20 protein-coding genes and 2 tRNA genes are annotated in these 24,762 nt (G+C 63.1%); 12 read left to right on the top strand and 10 right to left on the bottom strand.

The window, feature by feature from the left end; genetic code table 11:
* Positions 1–42: 42 nt before the first annotated feature.
* The 4 genes from NA29_RS21045 to pncB all read right to left on the bottom strand — a co-directional run bounded on the left by NA29_RS21045 (position 43) and on the right by pncB (position 4,777).
* Entirely contained in the window at positions 43–1,035 is a 993-nt protein-coding gene (locus tag NA29_RS21045) for a 2-hydroxyacid dehydrogenase (RefSeq protein WP_039401275.1), read from the bottom strand.
* A 46-nt stretch (positions 1,036–1,081) separates the two neighbouring features.
* Complete coding sequence (locus NA29_RS21050) at positions 1,082–2,500, bottom strand: sodium:proton antiporter (RefSeq protein WP_039401278.1); 1,419 nt, start codon at positions 2,498–2,500, stop codon at positions 1,082–1,084.
* 251 nt (positions 2,501–2,751) lie between these two features.
* Positions 2,752–3,414: a LutC/YkgG family protein gene (locus tag NA29_RS21055; protein ID WP_039401280.1), complete on the bottom strand. Its 663-nt coding sequence runs from the start codon at positions 3,412–3,414 to the stop codon at positions 2,752–2,754.
* A gap of 169 nt (positions 3,415–3,583) precedes the next feature.
* Complete coding sequence (gene pncB / locus NA29_RS21060; protein ID WP_039404160.1) at positions 3,584–4,777, bottom strand: nicotinate phosphoribosyltransferase; 1,194 nt, start codon at positions 4,775–4,777, stop codon at positions 3,584–3,586.
* A 336-nt stretch (positions 4,778–5,113) separates the two neighbouring features.
* On the opposite strand from pncB, the gene fdxA reads away from it, so the two are divergent.
* The 3 genes from fdxA to NA29_RS21075 all read left to right on the top strand — a co-directional run bounded on the left by fdxA (position 5,114) and on the right by NA29_RS21075 (position 5,779).
* Positions 5,114–5,437, top strand: a complete 324-nt coding sequence (gene fdxA, locus NA29_RS21065) for a ferredoxin FdxA (protein WP_039401283.1) — start codon at positions 5,114–5,116, stop codon at positions 5,435–5,437.
* Between the two features lie 104 nt (positions 5,438–5,541).
* Positions 5,542–5,617, top strand: a tRNA-Asn gene (locus NA29_RS21070).
* Between the two features lie 86 nt (positions 5,618–5,703).
* Positions 5,704–5,779: transfer RNA gene (locus NA29_RS21075), tRNA-Asn, on the top strand.
* A gap of 169 nt (positions 5,780–5,948) precedes the next feature.
* Here the strand turns inward: NA29_RS21075 and oxlT are convergent.
* Positions 5,949–7,274, bottom strand: coding sequence for an oxalate/formate MFS antiporter (gene oxlT, locus NA29_RS21080; protein WP_039401284.1), 1,326 nt, complete (start codon positions 7,272–7,274; stop codon positions 5,949–5,951).
* 1,003 nt (positions 7,275–8,277) lie between these two features.
* A complete protein-coding gene (locus NA29_RS21085) occupies positions 8,278–9,090 on the bottom strand; it encodes a FadR/GntR family transcriptional regulator (RefSeq protein WP_167370909.1) in 813 nt (270 codons plus the stop codon).
* Between the two features lie 351 nt (positions 9,091–9,441).
* Here NA29_RS21085 and NA29_RS21095 point away from each other — a divergent pair, with 351 nt between their 5' ends.
* The 8 genes from NA29_RS21095 (at position 9,442) to NA29_RS21130 (ending at position 18,631) form a co-directional block, all read left to right on the top strand.
* On the top strand, positions 9,442–10,956 hold the full coding sequence (locus NA29_RS21095; protein WP_052253361.1) for an FAD-linked oxidase C-terminal domain-containing protein: 1,515 nt from the start codon (positions 9,442–9,444) through the stop codon (positions 10,954–10,956).
* A gap of 140 nt (positions 10,957–11,096) precedes the next feature.
* The gene (glcE, locus tag NA29_RS21100) at positions 11,097–12,125 is read left to right on the top strand and encodes a glycolate oxidase subunit GlcE (RefSeq protein WP_231965195.1); all 1,029 of its coding nucleotides are present in this window, start codon (positions 11,097–11,099) and stop codon (positions 12,123–12,125) included.
* 18 nt (positions 12,126–12,143) lie between these two features.
* On the top strand, positions 12,144–13,394 hold the full coding sequence (gene glcF, locus NA29_RS21105) for a glycolate oxidase subunit GlcF (protein WP_039392943.1): 1,251 nt from the start codon (positions 12,144–12,146) through the stop codon (positions 13,392–13,394).
* 287 nt (positions 13,395–13,681) lie between these two features.
* Positions 13,682–14,086 (top strand): DoxX family protein, encoded by a 405-nt coding sequence (locus tag NA29_RS21110; protein WP_039392947.1) that lies wholly within the window; start codon positions 13,682–13,684, stop codon positions 14,084–14,086.
* 91 nt (positions 14,087–14,177) lie between these two features.
* Positions 14,178–15,014, top strand: a complete 837-nt coding sequence (locus tag NA29_RS21115) for a dioxygenase family protein (protein WP_039392949.1) — start codon at positions 14,178–14,180, stop codon at positions 15,012–15,014.
* Positions 15,015–15,039: 25 nt separating this feature from the next.
* A complete protein-coding gene (locus tag NA29_RS21120) occupies positions 15,040–15,951 on the top strand; it encodes a LysR family transcriptional regulator (RefSeq protein ID WP_039392951.1) in 912 nt (303 codons plus the stop codon).
* A gap of 47 nt (positions 15,952–15,998) precedes the next feature.
* Positions 15,999–17,348, top strand: a complete 1,350-nt coding sequence (locus NA29_RS21125; protein WP_052252285.1) for a hemolysin family protein — start codon at positions 15,999–16,001, stop codon at positions 17,346–17,348.
* A gap of 143 nt (positions 17,349–17,491) precedes the next feature.
* Positions 17,492–18,631: a helix-turn-helix transcriptional regulator gene (locus NA29_RS21130; protein ID WP_039392954.1), complete on the top strand. Its 1,140-nt coding sequence runs from the start codon at positions 17,492–17,494 to the stop codon at positions 18,629–18,631.
* Positions 18,632–18,767: 136 nt separating this feature from the next.
* On the opposite strand, the gene NA29_RS21135 is transcribed toward NA29_RS21130, so the two are convergent.
* The 3 genes from NA29_RS21135 to NA29_RS21145 form a co-directional block, all read right to left on the bottom strand.
* Entirely contained in the window at positions 18,768–19,535 is a 768-nt protein-coding gene (locus NA29_RS21135; protein ID WP_039392955.1) for a flagellar brake protein, read from the bottom strand.
* A 210-nt stretch (positions 19,536–19,745) separates the two neighbouring features.
* The gene (locus NA29_RS21140; RefSeq protein ID WP_039401294.1) at positions 19,746–20,384 is read right to left on the bottom strand and encodes a LysE family translocator; all 639 of its coding nucleotides are present in this window, start codon (positions 20,382–20,384) and stop codon (positions 19,746–19,748) included.
* A gap of 230 nt (positions 20,385–20,614) precedes the next feature.
* Positions 20,615–20,818, bottom strand: a complete 204-nt coding sequence (locus NA29_RS21145; protein ID WP_039392958.1) for a cold-shock protein — start codon at positions 20,816–20,818, stop codon at positions 20,615–20,617.
* 502 nt (positions 20,819–21,320) lie between these two features.
* Between NA29_RS21145 and NA29_RS21150 the strand changes: the two genes are divergently transcribed.
* Complete coding sequence (locus NA29_RS21150) at positions 21,321–22,085, top strand: peptidoglycan DD-metalloendopeptidase family protein (protein WP_052252286.1); 765 nt, start codon at positions 21,321–21,323, stop codon at positions 22,083–22,085.
* 92 nt (positions 22,086–22,177) lie between these two features.
* Here NA29_RS21150 and mdoH read toward each other — a convergent pair whose 3' ends face one another.
* Positions 22,178–24,535, bottom strand: coding sequence for a glucans biosynthesis glucosyltransferase MdoH (mdoH, locus tag NA29_RS21155; RefSeq protein WP_072633465.1), 2,358 nt, complete (start codon positions 24,533–24,535; stop codon positions 22,178–22,180).
* Positions 24,536–24,762: the final 227 nt, after the last annotated feature.

The following is a 24,762-nucleotide window of genomic DNA, read 5'->3' on the forward strand; positions in this document are numbered from 1 at the left end:
CTATTCTGCCGACGTCACTGCCCACGTCACCGCCCACGTCGCTTACGACTTGCGCGCTGCCGGATTGAGCAGACAAGGCGGTTTGCCTGCGGCCGCCCCAAAGCCCAGCGCCGCGATCAGATTGTCGGCGGCCAGACTGGCCATACCCCGGCGTGTCGCCGCCGACGCGCTCGCGATGTGCGGTGTCAGTACAACGTTCGGCACCTTCAGCAAATCGGGATGCACCTTCGGTTCGCCTTCGAACACGTCGAGGCCAGCAGCCGCGATCTGCTTATTCGCCAGCGCCCCCGCGAGCGCGGCATCGTCAACGATGCCGCCGCGCGCCAGATTCACCAGCGTGGCCGTCGGCTTCATCTGCGCCAACTCTGCAGCACCGATGGTGTGATGCGTTGCGCTCGAATACGGCAAGACGAGAATGACGTGATCGGCCGTGCGCAGCAGCGTGTCCTTGTCGACGTAGCTCGCCTTGCACACCGCTTCCGTCGCGGCATCCAGACGCGAGCGATTGTGATACACCACCCGCATGTTGAAGCCCATGGCGCGACGCGCGATCGCCTGACCGATGCGTCCCATGCCGACGATGCCCAGCGTGCTGCCATGCACGTCGGCGCCCAGGAACATGTCGTAAGCCCACTTGTCCCAGTGCCCCTCGCGCAACCAGCGCTCGGACTCGGTCACGCGACGCGCCGTCGCCATCAGCAACGCCCAGCCGAAGTCGGCGGTCGTCTCGTTGAGCACATCAGGGGTGTTCGTCGCCATGACGCCCGCAGCCGTCATCGCTTCGATATCGAAGTTGTTGTAGCCCACAGCCATGTTGGCCACCACACGCAGATTCGGCGCACCAGCGAGCACCGACGCATCGATGCGTTCACTCGCCGTGGTGATCGCACCGGCCTTGTCGGCCAGACGCGCGCGCAACTCGTCGCTCGAAAACACCGTATCGGCATCGTTGCGCTCGACGTCGAAGTACTGCGCCAGACGCTCGATCACGTCCGGGAAAATGGCTCGGGCTACCAGGATCTTCGGTTTCACCAGTTGTCTCGTAAAGGTTGGCCGCGTGGCTACTTGGCGCTATGGCGGCTCAGAAGAATATCAGGGTCATCACAACGAACAGCGGCAGCAAAATCGCGCCCGACCACAGCATATAGCCAAAGAAGCTCGGCATGCGAATACCGCGTTGCTCCGCAATGGCCTTCACCATGAAGTTCGGGGCATTCCCGATGTAGGTATTCGCGCCCATGAACACAGCGCCCGCCGAGATCGCCGCCAGCGTGGCTGCACCGCTCGTCATCAGCGACGCTGCATCGCCACCCGCCGTATTGAAGAACACGAGATACGTCGGCGCGTTATCCAGGAACGATGACAACAACCCCGTCGCCCAGAAGTACATGACGTTGTCCGGCGCACCGCCCGGCCCCGTGACGAGACGAATCACCCAGCCCAGCGCACCGGCTTCGCCCGCACGCAGAATCGCCACCACGGGAATGATCGTCAGGAAGATGCCTGCGAACAGCTTGGCAACCTCCTTCATCGGCTCCCAGTTGAAGCCGTTGCCTTCGCGCGCCGTACGCGGCGTGATCGCCAGCGAGATCAGCGTCACCCCCACCAGGCCGACATCACGCGCCAGATTCTGCAATGCGACCGGCGTGCCGAATACGTCGAACGAGACGTCCGGCTTCCAGATACCACTCATTAGCACCAGACCGACGGCGGCCGCGAGCAGAATGAAGTTACGTTTGCCTTCGAGTCGCAGCGGCGCGGCGTGCGGCGTCGGATCCAGCGCTTCGATCTGACGTTCGTTCTTCTGACGGAAATGGTAAGCGTCGATGATGAAGAACAGCACCAGCAATACAGCACAGATGAACAGTGTTTCCGGCCAGATGTGCGCCGTCGTCCAGAAGAAATCCACACCTTGCAGGAAACCGAGGAACAGCGGCGGGTCGCCCAGCGGGGTCAGCGAACCACCGGCGTTGGCCACGAGGAAGATGAAGAAGACGACGACGTGAACGTTGTGTTTGCGGTTGTCGTTCGCACGAATCAGCGGACGAATCAGCAGCATGGCCGCGCCGGTCGTACCCATGATGCTCGCCAGCACGGTGCCCAGCGCCAGCAACCCGGTATTGAGCCACGGCCCACCCCGCAAGTTGCCGTGCACGCAGATGCCACCGGCCGTCGTGAACAAAGCCGTGAGCAGGACGACGAACGGAATGTACTCGCCGACGACCGCGTGAACCGCCCCGTACCATGCCGCCCCGGCACCGAAGACCAGCGCGAACGGCAGCAGGAAAGCTGCGCCCCAGAATGCCGCGATCTTGCCGAAGTGGTGGTGCCAGAACGCGGGTGCGAGCAACGGCCCGAGCGCAATCGACAGCAGCAATCCCGCAAACGGCACGCCCCACCAGGCGACGAGTTGTGCGCCGTCCGGTCCGGCAGCGAAAGCCGCCGGGCTTGCCAATGCCAGCCCCGTCGCGGTCAGTGCTCCCCAAATCCCCTTATGCATTGTTTCTGGTTCCTAGTGATTGATGGTCGACTGCGTACGAGTCACCGTCAGCGCCGGAGTGCCCAAAACGACACGACCTTGGGATAAATCCCAAAATAATGGTGTGTACTTCTCGAAAGGACCGACGCCTTCGGCATTCGGTCGCTTTCCGCAGTCTTGCGACCCGCCGTCGCGCATCTACGCAGGCGAGTGAGAAAGTCGACGTCGATGCGTCGCGCGTCGGGTCGACCGTCGGCGCGACACGGCGCTACTTAAGCGCCGTCGACAATGATGAGATGGACACGGTAGGGCCCATGTGCGCCCAGCACCAGCGTCTGTTCGATATCGGCGGTCCGCGACGGTCCCGCAATGAAATTGGTCGCGCGCGAGAGTTGTCCTCGTTCGCTGCGCATCAGCGCAAAGCCGTCTTCGTGACCGGCGACGACCCGCGACGCAGGCACGACGGCGATGTGCGTCTCGGGCAGGAGCGTTGCCGAAGCAAACGTCTCCGGTCCCGACATCATCATCAGCGCGCCAGTCTCGGCAATCGCGCAGAAGCAGCCGGTGATACCAACGAGATCGTCGCCGTGCGGCTTGCGGAATTCGACTTCGCAGCCAGCGCTGGCCCAATCGAGCGAGCGCAGCGTCGGCCATGCGACCGCGCGTGTGGTCAGACCGTTCGCCTGCAAATACGTGCTGGCCGCCGCCGGCACGTCGCTCATGGCGGGAACGCGGTCGATCGTCGTTGAGAGGGCCTCGGCCTTGGCGATGAACGTCGCCATGATGTCGCCGGACATCGCCGGACGCGGTCCCTGCGGATGCCGCGCCAGATAGTCCTCGGCCGCAGCCTGCTCGTTCGCGCGGGCGGCATCGGGACGATGCTGGGCGTTGCGAATGCGGGCGAAGATGCGATTGCGAGCGTCGGAGGTATCCATGGGCTGTCCTGTGAAGCCGACGCGCCGGTCTGCGCTCGGCGTCGTCACTGTGTCGTCTCTCGAAGCCGCCGGGCCTGAGTCCGGCGGGCGATGCGCAATTATAGCGGGTGGGTCTGCCAGCGCGACGCGCGTTCGCTCACAATCGGAATCGTCTGCACCCGCCTTCGGATCACTTCGCCTTTTCCGGCAACGGTGCGATCTCGAACACCTGACGCAGATACGCCAGATAAGCATCGTCCTCGCACATATTCTTGCCTGGCGAGTCCGACAGCTTGGCCACCGGCTGACCGTTGCAACGCACCATCTTGATGACGATCTGCAATGGCTGATAGCCGAGGTCATTCGTCAGATTTGTCCCGACGCCAAAAGCCAGTTTGCAGCGGTCACGGAAGCGCTCGAAAAGCTGCAACACCTTCGGAATGTCCAGACCGTCCGAGAAGATCATGGTCTTGGTATGCGCGTCGACACGGTTCTGCGCGTAATGCTCCAGCAAACGCTCGCCCCACGCGAACGGATCGCCTGAGTCGTGGCGGGCGCCGTCGAAAAGCTTGCAGAAGTACATGTCGAAGTCGCGCAGGAAGGCGGACATGCCGTAGACGTCGGAGAGCGCGATCCCGAGGTCGCCGCGATACTCCTTCGCCCACGTCTCGAACCCGAAAATCTGCGAATCGCGCAGACGCGGGCCCAGCGCCTGACACGCCTGAAGATACTCGTGCGCCATCGTGCCCAGCGGCGTGAGCCCCAGCTTCGACGCGTAGTACACATTGCTCGTGCCAGCGAACTGCTCGCCGAGTTCGTCGCGCAACGTGTGAATCACTTCCTCATGCCACTCTTTCGAGAAACGGCGACGCGTCCCGTAATCGGCGATTTTGCAGTCACGGTAATCGACCGGCTCCGCCAGCATGCAAATCTTGTCCTTGAGACGCTGACGCCCTTCCTCATACGCGGGCGTGCGCTGCGTATTACGGAAATACACCTCGTTGACGATGGCGAGCACGGGAATCTCGAAGAGAATCGTGTGCAACCAGGGCCCGCGAATTTCGATGTCGATCTCACCGTTGCCCTTGGGCGAAGGTGTGACCGTGATGTACTTCTCGTTCAGATGGAACAGGTCGAGGAAGTCGATGAAATCGCTCTTGATGAAGCGCATCGCGCCGAGATAGCGCAGCTCCGACTCCGTGAAGCGAAGCCCGCAAAGCAGGCGAATCTCGTCGCGGATCTCATCGACGTAGGGCGTGAGGTCGACGCCTTCGGTGCGGCACTTGAAGCGGTATTCGACCTGAGCCGCAGGAAAGTGATGCAGAACGACCTGCATCATCGTGAACTTGTAGAGATCGGTATCGAGCAGCGACGTGATGATCATGACGACAGGCTCCGTGCGGAGCACTCACGAGAAAACATCGAACGCTGCCGAACGTTCGCGCGTACTTATACTTTCATACGCTCGGAAAGCTCATTGACGGGCAGCGCACAGGAACAACTGGCATCGTACCGCAAAGCGGTGTCACGCATCACATCATCCCCCATGCGACGAGGGCGCGCGGCATGCCTCGCAGTGAGGTATACGAAAGCCTGCGAGGCGTATCTGACGTCCGACGGCAACGCCCGTTCGGCTCTCGCACCCGCAATGGCGGGCTGCGTTACAATACGCGCTTTAACGGCCGATCGAAGCCGTTTTGCGCCCTACTCTGGAGTTGGCATGACGCACGTTGTCACCGAAAGCTGCATCAAATGTAAATTCACCGACTGTGTGGACGTTTGCCCCGTGGACTGCTTCCGCGAAGGCCCTAACTTCCTGTCCATCGATCCGGACGAGTGCATTGATTGCGCGGTCTGCGTGGCCGAGTGCCCGGTGAATGCCATTTATGCCGAAGAGGACGTGCCGGGCGACCAGCAGGAATTCATCAAGCTCAACGCCGAGCTCTCGCCGGGCTGGCCGAGCATCACGAAGACGAAGCCGTCGCTCCCCGATGCGGACGACTGGAAGGACGTCAAGGAAAAGCTCCATCTGCTCGAACGCTGAGCCACGAGCGCGACTGGCGGAATTCGCACGTCGGACGCATAAAAAATGCGTCCGGAGTGTTGACAGTGTGTAAAAACCGCCACTATAATCGCTTTCTCTTTTGATCCCCGATAGCTCAGTTGGTAGAGCGCCGGACTGTTAATCCGTAGGTCCCTGGTTCGAGCCCAGGTCGGGGAGCCAAGAATACCGAAGCGATGGCCTCGCTCCCGCGAGGCTTTTGTTTTAGTCGGCACATCGTTACAGCGTTGTGCGACTGCCAAGTTTGATCCTCGATAGCTCAGTCGGTAGAGCGCCGGACTGTTAATCCGTAGGTCCCTGGTTCGAGCCCAGGTCGAGGAGCCAAAACACAAAAAGCCCGTCATTGACGGGCTTTTTTGTTTTCTGCGTCCTGATCGTTCGACGACGAAGACAAGCCGACGACCCTCAAATAAGAAAACGGGGCACCGTTTCCGGCACCCCGTTTTCCTGTCGTCAATACTGCTTAGACCCGATACAACAGCCTGCTGCGGCCTTACTCGCTGGCAGGCGCGCCCATCGCCACCGACGGGCTCGTCGATGCCTTTGCGCTGTTGCTGTTTTCGGATTCGATCCAGCGACGGCGCATCGGGGCGAGCACGAACTTCGCACCCACTGCCGCCACGATACTGATACTCGCCGCAGCGATGAATACGCGATCCCAGTGACCGCCGACAGCCAGCACCGAAGCCAGCGGCACCAGCAACGCAGCCGTGCCCTTGGCGGTGTACAGCGTGCCCGCGTTCGAGGCGGCGTTCTTGCTGCCGAACGTGTCCGCACACAGCGCCGGGAAGATCGAGAAGATTTCGCCCCAGCACAGGAAGGTCATCGCTGCGAAGAACACGAACATATACGGGTTCTGACCGAAGTGCATCAGACCGAGCATCGCCACGCCTTCCCCAAGGAAGATGATGAACATAGCGTTTTCACGACCGATCTTGTCCGAAACGAAGCCACACAGCGGACGCGTAAAGCCGTTGCACAGATTGTCGATCGACAGCGTCATCGTCAGCAACGGCAGCGTTGCACCGAACAGCGTCATCGGCATCGAAGCAATGCCATAGTCCTTCGCGATCGGACCGATCTGCGCCGTGGCCATCAGACCGCCAGCAGCCACCGCAACGAAGCAGATGTAGATCACCCAGAAGACCGGCGTGCGAATCATCTGGCCCGACGTGTAGTCCTGCTTCGTCGCCAGGTTGCGGCGCGACACCGTCACCCCCTTCGGTGCACGCGGCTTGACCAGCAACAGCGCGAGGACGAAGATCGCCACGCCTTGCACAATGCCGAAGTTGAAGAACGCTGCCTCATAACCCGACGCCTTGATCATGTTCGCGATCGGAATCACGGTGATGGCAGCGCCCGCACCGAAACCCGCCGCCGTCAGACCGGCCGCCAGACCGCGCTTGTCCGGGAACCACTTCAGCGCATTACCCACGCAGGTGCCGTACACGCAACCGGCACCGATACCCGCGATGACAGCTGCCGTATAGAGCACCGTCAGCGACTCCGCGTAGGAATACATGATCCACGACAGCCCGACGCAGACCGCGCCGCCGGCCACCACGGGACGCGGCCCGAAGCGATCCACCAGCCAGCCCTCGATCGGAACCAGCCACGTTTCCACCACGATGAAAATCGAGAACGCCACCTGAATCGCCGCGACGCCCCAGTTGTGCTTGGCTTGCATCGGCTCGACGAACAACGTCCACGAATATTGCAAATTGGCCACAAGGCCCATACAGATGATGCCGATCACCAGTTGTGACCAGCGCCCTCCCAGAAAAGAGGTCTTCTCCTCCGGTTGCGCAGCTGCTTGCATGACTTGCCTCCTGTTCCTGTCAGACGATTGACGACGGCCCGCTTTTTCGTTGTGCGGTGCCCGCCGTCATCGCGTGCTGCCGCGCGCCCCAGAGAGATCGGGGATGTCGCGCAGACGGCACGCCTCCTGGCGTTGCGTGCGGCTCATGCTTGGCCGCTTGATCGCGGAGCACTGCCTGGCGGCAGGCTCGCAGGGCTAAAGCCCCGGCTGACTGACTCTCGGAAGTGCCAAAGGACCCTTCCGGTCCCCTCTTCGGCGCGGCGACGCAGACTTTTCAGGGTCCGCGCCGGCAAGTTGCCGGCTGCCGAAGGGTGACTGGTGAACAAATTCGAGTGCGGACCGGCCTGCGCTGTCGGCGTGTCGCGATGGACCGCACGGATCGCATCGCAGACCAGGTCCCATCACTCAGGCGGGCGCGCCTCGCGGACGCGTGATCGCCAGATCGCCTGCCCGCAACGGGCGGCAGGGAGATGAGGAACACCCCAGGGCACGAATGTCTTGCGTGACCACTGACGGCGGATACGACAGGGCAGCCGGTGCGGACTCAACGTCGCACGTAGACTGCCCGAAAGGAAATGGTTGCTTACCCACTGATGTCTCCGATGAATCCCGTGCCGCACCGACGCCCACCCGGAAATTTCACAGGTCCTGCCGGGGCCGGTTCGACACTTTGAATCTGATATACAAGATTCAATATATCGAATTAAGTATTTTTTATGGTTCCAAAATTAGTCGATGGCCGAACCACTGTCAACCCGAAAGCGCCCGCATATCGGTGCCGGGCGCGCGGGGAAGGCGAAGAGCATTGGCGGCAGACGTAAGCGCTCGATAACTCGGAAACTGAGGTAAACCGCGCCATTGCGGGGTGTGCCGTGTCCGGACACCGGTGCAGCTGCCCCCGAGCGACGTGCGTCGCCGTAGGAGAGGGTCAGGGAAAACGATGAGGTTTTAGCGGGTGGGGTTAGCCCTCAGGCGAGGGCACCGCCGATGCGATAAATCGGGGTCAGACCGGCTCGACGTCGCCCGAATTGTTGCGAATGAAGGTGAGATGTTCGCGCAGCGAACGTTGCGCGCTACCTGCGTCGTGCGACGCCACGGCATTGAAAATGCGCCGATGCTGATCGATCAGCTCTGCCAGATCGGCGCCGTGACCGACGATGGCGCGGTAATTGTCGACGACCGAGCCGCGCAGCAGTTCGAAGATGGCGTGCATCAGATGCACCAGCACGAGGTTATGCGTCGCCTCGGCCAGTGCCAGATGGAAATGTGCATCCAGTTCGGGGACGCGGGTGAGCAGCGACTGACCACGCGCGTCGCCCTCCCCGTCCAGGCCGTCACGACCGGCGGCATAGGCGGCTTCCAGCGCTTCGAGTGCCTGCGCAAGACGAGCGATGTCTTCGGGCGTCGCACGCTCTGCTGCCAGCTCCACGGCCTTGGCTTCGAGCACTTCGCGCATTTCCAGCACATCGTCCACGGTCTTGCTGTGACGCGACATCAATTGCGAGAGCGGCTCGGCGAGCAGCGGCTGACTGGCGTTGGCGACGAGATACCCTCCGCCAGCCCGGCCGACGATCAGCCCGCGCGACTCCAGCCGCAACAGCGCTTCACGCAACGACGGGCGCGACACGCCCATCTGCTGCGCCAGATCCCGCTCGGACGGCAGCGCCGAGCCCGGTGCGAGCCGACCTTCGACGACCATCGTCTCCAGTTGCTCGTAGACCATGTCGGACAGGCGCAGGCGCGGCGGCGGCGTGACCGGCGCAAAGCTCGCAACGGTGCCCGAGGGCTCGCTGGCGGGAAAAGTAGATATAGGCAAGGACGACTCGTTGGACGACATGTCGGCTTCGGCTCTCGACAGAAAAATCACAGACGCCACGATACAGGATGCGGCTTCGCTCAGGGCACACCGACTGCCCGTCGCTCAGCCGCACTAGAGTATCGACGTTAAACCTAGGGTTAACCCGCTAGTCGGAATCAGATCATTCCCTTTACGATGACGTCATCCGACAACTGGTCGACCAGTCTACCAGTAGACCAAGACCCGTCAATGTCATTACACGTCAACGATCGTCCGAGAGCAAGCCAGATGGCATCGAATGCGTCGCCCCTTCCTTCTCCCGTGCCAGCGCCGCCGGTGCCGCCACCGATGTCCGCGAGTGCCACGCAGATGTCTACCGCCTTCGATACCGCTCGCGCGAACGAGCCTGTCTTCGACACGCTGAACGACGCCACGCGCTCAGCCCGGCTGGCTGCGTTGCGTGCGGCCGTCCCCGATGCCCAGTGGCTCACCGACCGCGAACAGATCACGCCGTACGAATGCGACGGTCTGGCCGCCTACCGCAAGCTGCCGCTGGCCGTGGTGTTGCCTGCCGACGAAGATCAGGTTTGTCGCATTCTTCGGGCATGCCACGCGAACAACGTTCCGGTCGTGCCACGCGGGGCGGGCACCGGTCTGTCCGGCGGCGCCATGCCCATTACCGACGGCATCGTGCTTTCGCTCGCGAAGTTCAAGCGCATTCTGGAAGTCGACGCCTACGCCCGCACCGCTACCGTGCAGCCGGGCGTGCGCAACCTCGCCGTCTCGGAAGCCGCTGCGCCCTATGGGCTTTACTACGCGCCGGATCCGTCCTCGCAAATCGCCTGCACCATCGGTGGCAACGTCTCCGAAAACTCGGGCGGTGTGCACTGCCTGAAGTACGGCCTGACGGTGCACAACGTCCTGCGCGTGCGCGCGGTGACGATGGACGGCGAGGTCGTCGAATTCGGCTCTCACGCACTCGATTCGCCTGGCCTCGACCTGCTGTCCGTTTTCATCGGCAGTGAGGGCATGTTCTGCGTCGTGACGGAAATCACCGTCAAGCTCGTGCCAAAGCCACAGGTCCAGCAAGTCATCATGGCGAGTTTCGACGACGTCGAAGCGGGTGGCAACGCGGTCGCCGCGATCATCGCCGCGGGCATCATCCCGGCCGGTCTGGAGATGATGGACAAACCTGCCACGCAGGCTGTCGAAGAGTTCGTGCACGCCGGTTACGATCTGAACGCCGCCGCCATCCTGCTGTGTGAATCCGACGGCACGCCAGAGGAAGTCGCCGAAGAAATCGCTCGCGTCTCGGCCGTCCTGCGCGCCTCGGGCGCGACCCGCATTCAGGTCTCGGCCTCCGAAGCGGAACGTCTGCGATTCTGGTCCGGACGCAAGAATGCCTTCCCCGCCGCCGGGCGCATCTCGCCCGACTACTACTGCATGGACGGCACTATTCCGCGTCGCACGATCGGCACGCTACTCAAGCGCATCGAGGCGATGGAGGTGCAATACGGGCTGCGTTGCATCAACGTCTTCCACGCAGGCGACGGCAACATGCACCCGCTGATCCTGTTCAACGGCAACGATCTGGACGAATGGCACCGCGCCGAAGCCTTCGGCAGCGACATTCTCGAAGCGTGTGTTGAACTAGGTGGAACGGTCACCGGCGAGCACGGCGTGGGCATCGAGAAGATCAACTCGATGTGCGTGCAGTTCTCCGAAGAAGAGCGCGACGCCTTCTTCGCCGTGAAGCGCGCCTTCGATCCCGCCGGTCTGCTCAACGCCGACAAAGGCATCCCCACGCGCGCGCGCTGCGCCGAGTACGGCAAGATGCACGTGCGCGGCGGCCTGCTCCCACATCCCGATTTGCCGAGGTTCTGATGTCGCAAGTCCTTCAGACGGCGTCGACTGTGTCGCTCACGCCACCGCCTCCATCGTCATCCCTCGACACTGAGGCGAGCCGCGCCGCACAGGCGCTCGCGACGATCCGCGAGCGCGTGCTCGCCGCCACCGCCAGCGGCATGCCGCTCGATATTCAGGGCGGGGGCACCAAGCGCTGGTATGGCGAGACGCCAGTAGGTGAGCCGCTCGACGTGCGCGCCTATCGCGGCATCGTCTCGTACGATCCGGCCGAACTCGTGATCACTGCTCGCGCGGGTACCCCGCTTGCGGAGATCGAAGCCGCGCTCGCCGAGCGTGGCCAGATGCTACCGTTCGAGCCACCTCACTTCGGCCCCGGTGCAACGCTGGGCGGCTGCATCGCCGCCGGTCTCGCCGGGCCACGCCGTCCGCACGTCGGTGCGCCACGCGACTTCGTACTCGGCGCGGTCATCATGAACGGACACGGCCAGGTGCTGCATTTCGGCGGGCAAGTGATGAAGAACGTGGCGGGCTATGACGTCTCGCGCGTCCTCGCAGGTTCGCTCGGAACGCTGGGCATCCTGCTGGAACTCTCGATCAAGGTACTGCCCTGCCCGGTGGCGCAGGCGACGTTGCGCTTCGACCTGACACAGGCGCAGGCCATCGACCAGCTCAACCGCTGGGGCGGTCAGCCGCTGCCGCTCATGGGCTCGGCGTGGCACGACGGTGTGTTGAGCGTGCGCCTCGGCGGTGCTGCCGCCGCCATCGACGCCGCCCGCGTCACGATGGGTGGCCGTCATGTCGATGCCCTCGAGGCGCATGCCTTCTGGACGTCGCTGCGGGAGCAAACGCACCCGTTCTTCGCGACCACGCAGGTTCAGAGCGATGCGCAGCCGTTGTGGCGTCTGTCGGTGCCGCCGACCACGCCACCGCTGACGGGCGCCGACGAGCATCTCGTCGAATGGGGCGGCGCGCAGCGGTGGTGGATCACACAGCGCTCGGCCACCGAAATTCGCGCAATTGCCGCAGCGGTCGGCGGGCATGCTACGCTGTTTCGCCACGGCAGCAAGTCGGTCGGCGTGGAGCGTGTATTTACGCCTCAGAACGCCGCGCTCCAAGCTATCGGCGAGCGTCTGCAACAAGCATTCGATCCGAGCCGCATCTTCAACCGTCATCGGTTGTACCGGTAAATCGCTAACTACAGAACGATGCAAACGAACCTCGCAGAATTCCTTCGCCAGACACCGGACGGCGACGAAGCCGAAGCCATTCTCCGCAAATGCGTGCATTGCGGATTCTGTACCGCGACCTGCCCGACCTATCAGTTGCTGGGCGACGAACTCGACGGCCCGCGCGGGCGTATCTACCTGATCAAGCAGATGGTCGAAGGACAGAGCGTGACGCGCGAAACGCAGCGTCACCTCGATCGCTGCCTGACCTGCCGCAGTTGTGAATCGACCTGTCCCTCGGGCGTGCAGTACGGGCGTCTGGCTGACATCGGTCGCCGTCATATCGACGCCAAGGTCGGCCGTCCTGCTGGCGAGCGCGCCGTGCGCTGGACCCTCGCCCACGTGCTGCCCAACCGCACCCTGTTCTCACCCGCCCTACGCCTCGGCCAACAGTTCCGCACGTTGCTGCCGCGCTCGCTGCGCGAGAAAGTTCCCCACCGTCAACGCTCCGGCAGCTGGCCGCAAGCGAAGCACGCACGCCGCATGCTGATGCTCGAAGGCTGCGTGCAACCGGCCATGCTGCCGAACGTCAACAAGGCCACCGCCCGGGTGCTCGACGCGCTTGGCATCGAGATGGTGCGCCCTTCGTCCGCTGGCTGCTGCGGTGCGATCCGTCTGCACCTGAACTATCACGACGACGGTCTGGACGACGCTCGCCGCAACATCGACGCCTGGTGGCCGGAGATCGAAGCCGGTACGGAAGCCATCGTGATCAACGCGTCGGGATGCGGTGCGACGATCAAGGAATACGGCCATCTGCTGCGTCACGATCCGAAGTACGCAGGCAAAGCACAACGCGTGTCCGAACTCGCGCGCGATCTGTCGGAGGTGCTGCTCGACAATCTGGAAGCGCTGCAAAAGCGCGTGCCTAACCGTAAATCGGGCAAGATCGCGTATCACCCGCCCTGCACACTGCAACACGGCCAGCAACTCAAGGGCGTGGTGGAGAAGGTGCTCGCCGGTGTGGGTGTGAACGTCATGTTGCCGCAGGACAGTCACATCTGCTGCGGCTCGGCCGGGACGTATTCCGTCACGCAGCCGGACTTGTCGCATCAGTTGCGCGACGCCAAGTGGAAGTCGCTCGACGCCCTCGATCCTGAGCTGGTTGTGTCGGCCAACGTCGGTTGCATCTGCCATTTACAGGCGACGGCCAAGGGTGAGCACGCCCGCGATCACGCGCCGGTACAACACTGGGTCGAACTGCTCGACCGGATGATCGCAACGGCCTGAACGGCCGACGTAATTCCTGCACAATCCTGCGCAATCCTGAGCGAAGCAAGCCACCCGACGCGCCCCGGGCGGCTTGCTTCGCCCGCATCACACATCGATTATCCCCACCAACGGGACAATCAATCCCTTCGACACTCGTTTATCTGTACGATCCCGCTCCCTAGAATGGGGACTAAGTCAGTCATCGACGCCACGTCATCGGTAAATCGACGTGAATGGCCATCAGTAGCCGTCGATGGCCGAGCCGACCCTTAGTCCGTATTTCGATTCCCTTACCGGAGCTTGTCATGATCGATACTAAAACCGCCCCGTACGCTGCCCTGCTGCTGCGCGTCTCGCTGGGTATCCTGTTCCTCTCGCATCTGTCGCTTAAAGTGTTCGTCTTCACCGTGCCCGGCTTCGTCGGCTTCATGGGCTCGCTTGGCCTGCCGCCGGTCGTCGCCTATGTCACGATGGCACTGGAGCTGATCGGTGGCCTCATGCTCATCACCGGCTTCTACGCCCGCTGGGCCGCCCTGCCGCTCGCCGCACTGATGCTCGGCACCATCGTCTCGGTGCACGGCCACAACGGCTGGTTGTTCACCAACAAGGGCGGCGGCTGGGAATTCCCGGCGTTCTGGCTCGTGGGCCTGCTGGTCGTGGCGTTGCTGGGCGACGGTGCCTTCGCGATTCGCCGTAACCGCACTGCATAATCGCCAGAGCCCCTCGGCGAAACCCGCCGAGGGGTATGCCGCCCGATCCTGTCGTGATGTCGTTTAGCGTTGTTTTGCCGGAGTGAATGCCATGTCTGCCCTTCCCACCCTCTTCGTCTCCCACGGCTCGCCGTTGCTCGCGGTCGAACCGGGCCGCACCGGTCCGTTGCTGACGGCGCTGGGGCGTGCGGTGCCGCGTCCCAGCGAGATCCTCGTGATCTCGCCGCACTGGTCGACGCCGACACCGCGCGTGGGCAACCTCGCGCAGCAACGCACGATCCACGACTTCGGCGGCTTCCCGCGCGAACTCTATGGACTGAAGTACCCCGCACCGGGTGCACCGGCACTCGCCGAACGCACCGTGCAGATGTTGAAGGACGCGGGACTGCCCGCTGTCACCGACGATCAGTGGGGTCTCGATCATGGCGCGTGGGTGCCGCTGCGCTATCTATATCCCGATGCGGATGTGCCGGTCACGCAGTTGTCGCTGCAACGGCACATGCGCCCCGAATATCAGTACCAAGTCGGGCAGACGCTCGCACCGCTCGCTCGCGAGGGCGTACTGATCGTGGCGTCGGGCAGCTTCACGCACAACTTGCACGAAGTGTTCCGCGCCCCGGGCGGCGCGCGCGAGGCGACCCCCGAAGCGCCATACGTGGCCGAGTTTTCGACGTGGTTTACCGAGCGTCTGGCGGCGATGGACCTCGACGCCCTGTTCGACTACCGCGCGCGCGCGCCGCACGCCGAACGCGCGCATCCGACGGACGAGCATCTGCTGCCGATTTACGTTGCGCTTGGCGCGGCCGACGATCCCGCCCGTCAGACGCACTTCGACACCGGCTCGACGTACGGCGCGCTGCGCATGGACGCCTTCGCGTTCGGCAGCGCCGCCCCGTCGCTCGCGGAAGTCGGCGCACTGGCACAATAACGACATCGATACCCCTGGACCCGGCATGAACAAACTTCGCGAGATCGAATGCTTCATCGCCGTGGTCGAGTCGGGCAGCTTCGTCAAGGCGGCCGACGCGATGGGCATTTCGAAGACGGCCGTCTCTCGATACGTCGCGGACCTCGAAGCACGTCTGGGCACCCGATTGATCCAGCGCACCACACGCCGCCTGTCGCTGACCGAACCCGGCCAGCGATACGTCGAGCGCTGTCGCCAGATCCTCGCTGAGCTGGACGAAGCCGACGCCATGGCAGGCGAGCAGGACGGCGAACCGGCCGGCCCCTTGCGAATCAACGCCCCGCACACGTTCGGAGTGCTGCATCTCGCCCCGCTCTGGCCCGCATTTCTCGCCCAATTCCCGCAGGTCTCGCTGGACATCACACTGAGCGACCGGCTCGTCGATATCGTGGATGAAGGCTACGATCTGGCCATTCGCATCTCGCGACTGCCCGATTCGTCGCTCGTGCACCGCCGGCTGGCAGGCACGCGCCTGGTGCTCTGTGCGTCGCCCGGCTATCTGGCACAACACGGCACCCCGAAGCATCCGAGCGAACTGACCCATCACGAGACGGTCGGGTACAGCTACTTCCTGCACCGTCGCGAATGGCATTTCGACGGACCGGACGGCCCCGTCTCCGTGCAGACGCACGCCCGGCTCATCGCCGATAACGGCGACACATGCATGGCTGCGGCGCTGGCCGGTGCCGGGATCATCCTGCAACCGGCCTTTCTCGTGCAAGACGCACTGCGCGACGGCCGCCTCGTCGAATTTCTCCCCGAGTACACACAGGGCGAGCGCGGTATCTATGTCGTCTATCCGTCACGCAAATATCTGAGCGCCAAGGTCCGCGCCATGGTCGATTTCCTCGTGGAAGCCTTTGCCATGCCAGGTTGGCGTCTGCTAAATCGTCCCTAAGTGTTTGTCACTTATACTGTCGGGCCTGTCGTCCCATTCCCTATATTTTGGAAAACTTCTTACTGATCGTCGCTGCGATCCTGCTGGTGTTGCTCAACGGCTTCTTCGTGGCGGCGGAATTCGGCCTCGTCAAACTGCGCCAGACGCGCGTTCATGTCATTGCCCGCCAGCGAGGTTGGCGCGGCCGTATCCTGGCCAAGGTCCACGGCCAACTCGATACTTACCTTTCTGCGTGTCAGCTCGGCATCACCCTCGCCTCGCTCGGTCTGGGCTGGATCGGTGAACCCGCGTTTGCCCGCATTCTCACGCCGCTGTTCGAACTGGTCGGCGTCAGCTCTGCCGAACTGATCCACGCGCTCGCGTTCTTCATCGCGTTCTTCACGATCTCGTATCTGCACATCGTCGTGGGCGAACTCGCGCCGAAGTCGATGGCCCTGCGCATGCCCGAAGCCGTGTCCGTGTGGACGGCCGCGCCCCTGTACGGCTTCTATTGGCTGATGTACCCGGCGATCTGGGTGCTCAACCACAGCGCCAACCGCCTGCTTCGCTGGACCGGCCTCGATCCCTCGCACGGCACCGACGCCCATTACTCGGCCGACGAAATCAAGCTGATCGTGCGCCGGGGTGCATCGAGCGAAAAGCTCTCGCGCGACGACTGGAACGTGGTCGCCTACGCCATCGACTTCAGCGATCTGACGGTGTCCGACCTGATGCGCCCGATGAGCGAAGTGGCGGCCTTCCGTCGTAACGCCACGTTTGCGCAGAACATGGACACGGCCTACCGCCATCGCTACAGCCGCTATCCGTTCTTCGACAACGACGGCGAAACCGTCCTTGGTGTGGTCCACCTGAAGGATCTGTTCCTCGCCGAGCATCATGGCCAGTCCATCGAAGATCTGGGCAGCATGGCGCGTCCGGTCGAGCGCGTGAAGCCCGACATGGCCGCACGCGAGCTGTTCAGCCGTTTCCGCCGGGGTGCACCGCACTTTGCCATCGTGGGATGGCCGGACCAGAAGCCGATCGGCTTCCTCACGCTGGACAACCTGCTCTCGGCGCTGGTCGGCAAGATTCGCGACGAATTCCGTCAAACGGAAGACGACTGGACCCGCATGGAAGACGGCACGCTCATCGGTCGTGGCAGCCTGCCGATCCTCACGCTGGAGCGCGCGCTCGGCCTGGACATTCCGAGTGAGCACGCGGAATCGGTCGGCGGTCTCATCATGAACGCACTGGGTTACCTGCCCCGCGAGGGTCAGAAGGTCGACTTCGAGGGCTTCTCCGTGGTCGTGAAGAAGATGCAGGGGCCGCGTATCGTACTGGTGCGCATTTACCCGGACGGTGTGCGCGAAGCACGCGGGGAACCCCCTGATGTGGCGGTGCAACAACGCGAGCATTGACCCCGATTGATCCCCGTCAGGACGCTTGCCAGAATACTCACTATGCGTAACACGCCCGTCGAGAGGCGCCCACACAAGTTACGCAAGTTGACGCGGGCAACGCAGGACATAAGTTCGTCACGACACAGCCAGGGGAGGCGACGATGGACGACACGGGGAAGTTGTCTCTCGACGCGTTGATCGGCACTTGCTACGACGGAGTGCTCGACGAAGCGCGTTGGGATCAGGCATTGCGTGAATTCAACCGGTGGGCCGGTGGCATCGGCTTCCATTCGGTCACGTGGGATCGCGCGCGTCATCGCGCGACGCGCGATTCCAACTCACTTGACGCTTCTCCCGACCTCATCCGCGAGTTCATCGAAAAGCTCGCACCGACCGATCCGCGCGTGGCGCTGATGCTGCAACAGCCGGTCGGTCACGCCATGCGCTGCCACCATCACCTGAGCGATCGCTACGTGGCTCGTAGTGAACTGTTCAACGACTTCCTGATTCCCCACGGCGTGCGGTACACGTACGGCATGCATCTCGACGGAGCCGACGGCACCAGCGAGTTGCTCGCAGTGTTCCGTGCCCCCGATCATGTGCCGTTCGAAGACGCCGACGACGCCCCCGAGCTGGAAATTCTGACGAAGCACATCGCGCGCGCGGCACGTCTGCGGGCGGGCACCCGTCACTTGCAGGCGCAGGCGGCCATCGGCATGGCGGTGCTCGACCATCTGGACATGGCCATCGTCATTACGGACGAGACGGGGCATGCGCACTATCTGAACGTGGCCGCGCATCAACGTCTCGGGGCGACGCGCAACGTGTGTATTCGCGGCGGGAAGTTCACCGCCGTACTGCCCAACGACGAACAGGCCGTGCGGCGCCTCATTACCCACGCGACCGCGCCGATGCCGGTCGCAGGCAGTCATCGTCTGCAGGGCGACAACCAGCAACACTGGGTCGTCACGGTGCTACCGCTGCGCGAGTCGCATGCCTGCGCTGCACCGTGGGAGAAGCCGATGGCGATGCTGACGATTGGTGAACTCGACCGGCGCGTCACGCTCGGTCCCTACACGCTCAAGGTGCTGTTCGGGCTGTCACCGATGGAAGCGCGTCTCGCACAGGCGCTGGCGGAGGGCCGCGAACTGACGCAATACGCGCAGGACGCCAACGTCGCCATCAATACGGCGCGCACACAGTTGCGGCATATCTTCGACAAGACGGGATGCCGTCGGCAAACGGATTTGCTTCGCCTGCTGCATGCGATTCCGGCGCTGCGGATTCATGCGCCGGGGTGATGTCGGCGCAACCGGAAACGGGCCACTTACTGCGCGAATCGCGAGGATGTAAAAAGGGCGACCGAAAGGCCGCCCTTTTTGTCGCGTGATGCCGGATGACGGCGCTGCTTTCGCCGAAGCCCTTAACGCTTAACGCTTACCCTCGGGCGAACGCCTTGCGATTGAGTTCGAGTTGCGTAATCAGTTTTTGCAGACGCGACTCGGCCGTGCGCGACAGCGCGATGAAGCGGCAGCCGATGTGATACTCGATGTCCTTGGCCAGGGGCACGGCACGCACCGCGCACACTTCCAGGTCGACCTGCACGGTCCCGTAGTCGCGCAGTTCGATCTCGACATGCATCAGCATCGATCCCTTCGGGATCTCGGCCGCAGCGTCGGCCTTCGTGCGCAGCCCCACGCCGCCCAGCGACAGATCGAACACCGCGAGGCGCATCGGCGTGTCTTCCGGGAATTTGACCGTGCACTGATACGGATCGAGGATCGGCGTCTTCACGCGGAAATAGTCGCGGCGCTGCAAGCGCACGAGGGTTTCCGGATACGACGAATAGAACGCCGGATAGCCTTCGTACTCGCGCTCCTCCACGTCGCCGATGGGGAAATGCACCTGAATGCCCTCGGGCACCCCGACGAACAGCGCGCGCTTGTTGGCGAGCAGCGCCCGATTCTCCGTCTCGATGCCGCCCCAGTCGAAATAGAAACCGCGCGCTTGCGGTTCGACCTTGAGCAGTCGCGTGACGAGCTGACGCTGGCCGTTCGCGAAGTACACCGTCATGAAGTCGCCGCGGGTCGCCAGATGACGCAGCACGCCGCCGATCTCCAGCGGGTTGCTGATGCGATACGAGTCATGAAGTTGAGACTCTTCGTCCGTGGGCGCCGGTGTCACCTGCGGTTCTGTCGTTTCCATACCTGATCTTCTATTTGTCCCCGTGACGGCGCGCGCAACCACGCCCACCGTACGTAATAAAGCCGTCTCATGCATCTGGTCATGAACGTTAACGGTCACTGCCCGGAAATATTGAGTGCCCCGGCGCACGAGCCTACCGCTCCCCGTGCCGTGCGCCACACTCGGGCCATTCCACGCCCTTTCCTTACCTTTCCCGTGCTGCGCCGCCGATCAGCGATGCACCGCAGCCATCAACGCGCCGAAGCCCATGAACACGCCGCCGCTGATGCGGTTGAATGCCTTGAGCACACGCGCTTCACGCAGATACGGTGCAATGCGCAACCCACCCGTGGCGTAGACCATGTACCAGCTCATCTCGATGACGGCAAACGTGCCGAGCAAGATCGAGAATTGCGGCAACTTGGCGGCCGTCGGATCGATGAACTGGGGCAGGAATGCCGCTGCGAAAAGAATGGCTTTGGGGTTGCTGGCCGCGACGAGAAAGCCCGACTTGAACAATTTACCGAAGCTCGAGTCGGCGACCAGCGCCGGCGTCGCGAGCTTTGCGGCTTCGTCCTGAGCGTTCACCGGCGAGCGCCAGCTCTTGTAACCGAGGTAGACGAGATAGGCCGCGCCCACATAGCGCAGCGTGTCGAACAGCATCGGCCAGGCTTTGAGCACAGCCCCCAGACCGGCGGCCGAAATCGACATCATCGCAATCAGCGCCGTCATGCAACCGGCCATCGTGCCGAGCGATGCGCGCAGCCCGTGGCGCGCGCCATGCGTCATGACGAGCAACATGTTCGGGCCCGGCGTGGCGGAGACGAAAAAAACGGTGACTACGTATAGCCACCACGTTTGCAGGCTCATGATTGCCCCGAAAAAATGCTTACGCGAATTCGATCTGGCATTGTAGCGTCGAACCGTGACGGTGGCATCGTTCGCGTGCACGTCTCATGCGAATCTGCGAGATCTCGTCAAAACGCACGACGGCGTGCCAAAAAACAAACAGGCCCGATGACTTTCGTCACCGGGCCTGTCGGTCGCGGGATACAGCACCGCCCGAAGGCTAGCGCGGCATCACGTGAAGCGAATCAGCCTTAAACCGGCTTGATGTTCGCAGCTTGCTTGCCCTTCGGGCCAGTCTTGACCTCGAACGACACTTTTTGGTTCTCTTGCAGCGACTTGAAGCCGTCCACCTTCACTTCGGAGAAGTGAGCGAACAGGTCTTCACCACCGTTGTCCGGGGTAATAAAGCCGAAGCCCTTTGCGTCGTTGAACCACTTAACGGTACCGGTTTCCATGTTTTTTCCTAATAAAACAATAGCCTGAGGTCGGAATTGACCTCGTGAAGCGCTGACAATCAAGGGAAAATGAAGGACTAGAAACCAGCGAGAAGCAGGAAAACTACGTCTGACAACAACTTCGCGGCTTGACAATCTGCAAGCTGTTTTATACGCGGTGACCCGATGCTTGTCAACCGGGAAAATGCCGCAAAAAGAGTAACAATTTCCGCAAATAGCGGGGAATTTGGGCACTGTTTGAATGTCCGATCGACAATTCCAGCCCGTACAATAGGCGTTTTGTCCCGCGCCCATGCCGTTGTCGCCCGTTTGGCCCGTGTTTTGTGCTGTGTGAAACCGTTTTCCGACGTTTTTCCCCTACTGCGCACATTCCAGCGAAAGTTGGCCGGCCACCGCGTTTCGCGACCGTCAGCGGGCCTCCACCCTCAAGTTTTTTTCAACCTGCCCACGGATGGAGCCTATTCACCTCGCGCGATCCCTGCGATCGCAACCTGAAATTCGCATGTCCGGCCAGCCGCGATGGCTTGCCCGCTGCCGTACCCACCTGATCAGTCTGGCCGTTTGCGCCACGCTCGCCGCCTGTGCCGGAACGCCGAACTATGGCCCCGTGCCAGCGGGCAGCTATCGCGTGCAGTCCGGCGACACGCTATACGGCATCGCCCGCGCCAACAACACCAGCACCAGCAATCTGGTGAGCTGGAACAGTCTGGCAGACGCCGACAAGATCGAAGTCGGTCAAGTGTTGCGCGTCGTGCCGCCGCCCGGTTCGTCGAGTGCCCCGGCGGCCGTGGCGTCCTCCGGCGGTAGTGCGTCGTCGGGTGCGCCACGTGCTCGTCCTCAGGCCAAGCCTGCACCGAAGCCCGCACCGGCGCCCGCCGCGCCGCGCACGGCAACGAACAAGATTCCGATGACGTGGCCGGCGACCGGCAGAATCCTCGCCAACTACAACGGCAGCAGCAATAAGGGCATCGACATCGGCGGCCAGGCCGGCGATCCGATTTACGCCGCTGCGGCAGGCAAGGTCGTGTACGCAGGTAACGGGCTGCGCGGCTACGGCAATCTCGTGATGGTCCAGCATGAAAACGGCTACCTCACCGCCTACGCCCACAACCGCGCGCTGCGCGTGAAGGAAGGCGCGTCGGTCAGCAAGGGGCAGCAGATTGCCGAGATGGGCGACACCGACTCGCATGGCGTCGTGAAGCTGCACTTCGAGGTGCGTCAGAAAGGCACACCGTTCAATCCGAACGACTTCCTGCCGCCGCGCTGATCCGGCCAACGGCAAGCGAAGCACCCATGAAAAAACGGCAAGGCGCGATGCCTTGCCGTTTTTTCTTTTTCGTCGCTCCTTGCGTGCAGCCCTCAGGCGGACGCGAGGAAACCCTGTGACAACCCGTTGGCGCGTGCGTCGCACCACTCAGGATGTGCTCGGGGATCGGTCCACACCAGCAGATGCAACGCCGCCAGTGCGCGCGGATCGTTGAGCAACTCCCACTTCTGCGTGTTCGTGAGCTTGGTCGGGCCGCGCAGCAGCGCCGTCTCGACACGGCCGGCGCGCAAAGCGTCGCGCTTCGCGTCATCCAGTGTCGGCTTGACGCTCGACGCCACCAGCGCGTTGGCCATCGGATCGACCACGGCGTCCACGAAGTCGACGTGCTTACCCGCCTCGCTCGTGTACTTTTCCGTCATGCGCAGTTCCTTGGGTGGCCACGACTCTTCCGGAATCAGGAACAGGCGCGCACGCTTGAGTCCCCGCCCCAGAGACACACGGCTGGAAAAGACCGACACCGGAATCGAAATCATCATCGAACCGACAATCGGCATCAACCACCAGATGAAGTCCGGGTTGAGCCAGTAGACGACACCGCCCCACGCCATGCCGATCACCGTTTGAAGTCCGTGACGGCGAATCGCTTCGCCCCAATGCGTCTCGGCATCTTCCCGCGGCGGCGACTTCCACTGAATAGCGATGCCGGTGAGTGCCGCCAGCACGAATTGCGTATGGAACAGCATGCGCACCGGTGCGAGCACCGCAGAGAACACCATCTCGATGAACATGCTGACGGTCACCGCGAAGGCGCCGCCGAAGCGCTTCGCCCCTTTCACCCAGATCAGCATCACCGCCAGTATCTTGGGCAGGAAGAGCAGCGTCGCCGTCGCGGAGAACAACGCAAGCGCGCGCTCCGGGTGCCACTCCGGCCACACCGGGAACAACTGACGAGGCGCGGTGAAGTACTCCGGCACCACCAGCGTGTGTTTGGCCAGCATGCACGTCGAGAGGATCAGGAAGATGAACCACAGCGGCGCGGACACATACGCCATCGCGCCCGTGACGAACACCGCACGGTGCACCGGATGCATGCCCTCCGCGAGGAACAACCGGAAGTTCATCAGGTTGCCCTGACACCAGCGACGGTCGCGCTTGAGTTCGTCGAGCAGGTTCGGCGGCATTTCCTCATAACTGCCCGGCAGATCGTAGGCAATCCAGACGCCCCAACCCGCGCGTCGCATGAGCGCGGCTTCCACGAAGTCGTGCGAGAGAATCGCGCCCGACATCGCGCCCTTGCCCGGGAGCGGCGCGAGCGCGCAATGCTCCATGAACGGCTTGAGGCGGATGATCGCGTTGTGTCCCCAGTAATGCGACTCACCGAGTTGCCAGTAGTGCAGCCCCGCCGTGAACAGCGGGCCATAGACACGCCCCGCGAACTGCTGCAAACGCGCGTAGAACGTTTCGCGGCCTGCGGCGAGCGGTGCGGTCTGAATCAGACCGGCGCTCGGGTGCGCCTCCATCATGCGCACGAGCTTGGTCAGGCATTCGCCGCTCATCACGCTGTCCGCGTCGAGCACAATCATGTAGCGATAGTCGCTGCCCCAACGACGGCAGAAGTCGTCGAGGTTGCCGCTCTTGCGCTTTACGCGGCGCTGACGCCGACGATAGAAGATACGCCCGAACCCACCGACTTCGCGGCACAGCGCCTGCCATGCGTCGACTTCGGCGGTGCAGTTATCGGCCTCGTTGGAGTCCGACAGGATGAAGAAATCGAAGCGTTCGAGCGAATCGGTCTTGGCGAGCGACTCGTAGGTCGCGCGCAAACCGGCGAACACACGGCCGACGTCTTCGTTACAGATCGGCATGACGATGGCAGTGCGCGCATCGGGCTCGATGGGCGCGTCGCCCGCCGCCATCTTCGAGATCATGTGACGCTCGCCCCCGACCAGCAGGACGAAGAAGCCGAAGATGGCCGTCCAGAAACCGGCCGAGACCCAGCCAAAGAGCAGCACGAACAGCACGAGCACCGAGAACTCCAGCGGATCGGCGCCGTGATACGGCAGCACCGATGCCATGAAGTGCGTGGCAAGCGCCGTCTGCGCGATCATCAGCGCGAGCAGCATCCAGCGGCGACGGCGGCCTGCCTGCGACCAGCGGCCCTTGGGATCGGGCGCGTCGCGCACGAGCGGATCGGGGTCTTTGCGGCCAATGAGCTTGCGCCACAGCCGTGCGAGCGGATTGAGCGACCACGGACGCGGAATAAGCGACGTGCGGCGCACCGGCGGCGCGACGCGCAGCGTCTGCACGCCACGCACTTCGTTCAGGCCTGCGGCAGCGGCCAGTGAGCCGCCCTCCGTGAGCGAGAGGCGCACCGGTTGCGACGCGAGCACCGCGTCGCTGTCGGACTCGATCTCGGCAAGGTCGTGGGCGTGCCATGCCGCCGTCGCCACCGTTGTGGTGGCGGCGTCGGTCTGACCGGCGGCCTCGGTGGCATTCGAGCCTTCGGAAGCCGTCGCAGACGTGTCGGCCGTGCCGGTCGCGCCGGTCGTATCGGTCGTATCGGTTGCCTCGCCTGCGACGCCTGCTCCGCGCGCAGCGAGCAAGCGCTGCAAGCGGGTCAGCACGTCGAGCGAATCGCCACCTTCACGCTTCGCTTGTGCGAGCAACGCACGACGTT

The organism is Pandoraea sputorum (assembly GCF_000814845.2).
Lineage (GTDB): Bacteria > Pseudomonadota > Gammaproteobacteria > Burkholderiales > Burkholderiaceae > Pandoraea > Pandoraea sputorum.

Excerpts from the sequence above, each read along its gene's own strand:
- NA29_RS21115 (WP_039392949.1), top strand. The coding sequence starts at position 14,178 with ATGTCTGCCCTTCCCACCCTCTTCGTCTCCCACGGCTCGCCGTTGCTC.
- NA29_RS21130 (WP_039392954.1), top strand. The coding sequence starts at position 17,492 with ATGGACGACACGGGGAAGTTGTCTCTCGACGCGTTGATCGGCACTTGC.
- NA29_RS21150 (WP_052252286.1), top strand. The coding sequence starts at position 21,321 with ATGTCCGGCCAGCCGCGATGGCTTGCCCGCTGCCGTACCCACCTGATC.
- fdxA (WP_039401283.1), top strand. The coding sequence starts at position 5,114 with ATGACGCACGTTGTCACCGAAAGCTGCATCAAATGTAAATTCACCGAC.
- NA29_RS21095 (WP_052253361.1), top strand. The coding sequence starts at position 9,442 with ATGTCTACCGCCTTCGATACCGCTCGCGCGAACGAGCCTGTCTTCGAC.
- NA29_RS21145 (WP_039392958.1), bottom strand. The coding sequence starts at position 20,818 with ATGGAAACCGGTACCGTTAAGTGGTTCAACGACGCAAAGGGCTTCGGC.
- NA29_RS21055 (WP_039401280.1), bottom strand. The coding sequence starts at position 3,414 with ATGGATACCTCCGACGCTCGCAATCGCATCTTCGCCCGCATTCGCAAC.
- NA29_RS21140 (WP_039401294.1), bottom strand. The coding sequence starts at position 20,384 with ATGAGCCTGCAAACGTGGTGGCTATACGTAGTCACCGTTTTTTTCGTC.
- glcE (WP_231965195.1), top strand. The coding sequence starts at position 11,097 with ATGCCGCTCGATATTCAGGGCGGGGGCACCAAGCGCTGGTATGGCGAG.
- oxlT (WP_039401284.1), bottom strand. The coding sequence starts at position 7,274 with ATGCAAGCAGCTGCGCAACCGGAGGAGAAGACCTCTTTTCTGGGAGGG.
- NA29_RS21120 (WP_039392951.1), top strand. The coding sequence starts at position 15,040 with ATGAACAAACTTCGCGAGATCGAATGCTTCATCGCCGTGGTCGAGTCG.
- pncB (WP_039404160.1), bottom strand. The coding sequence starts at position 4,777 with ATGATCATCACGTCGCTGCTCGATACCGATCTCTACAAGTTCACGATG.
- glcF (WP_039392943.1), top strand. The coding sequence starts at position 12,144 with ATGCAAACGAACCTCGCAGAATTCCTTCGCCAGACACCGGACGGCGAC.
- NA29_RS21110 (WP_039392947.1), top strand. The coding sequence starts at position 13,682 with ATGATCGATACTAAAACCGCCCCGTACGCTGCCCTGCTGCTGCGCGTC.
- NA29_RS21050 (WP_039401278.1), bottom strand. The coding sequence starts at position 2,500 with ATGCATAAGGGGATTTGGGGAGCACTGACCGCGACGGGGCTGGCATTG.
- NA29_RS21135 (WP_039392955.1), bottom strand. The coding sequence starts at position 19,535 with ATGGAAACGACAGAACCGCAGGTGACACCGGCGCCCACGGACGAAGAG.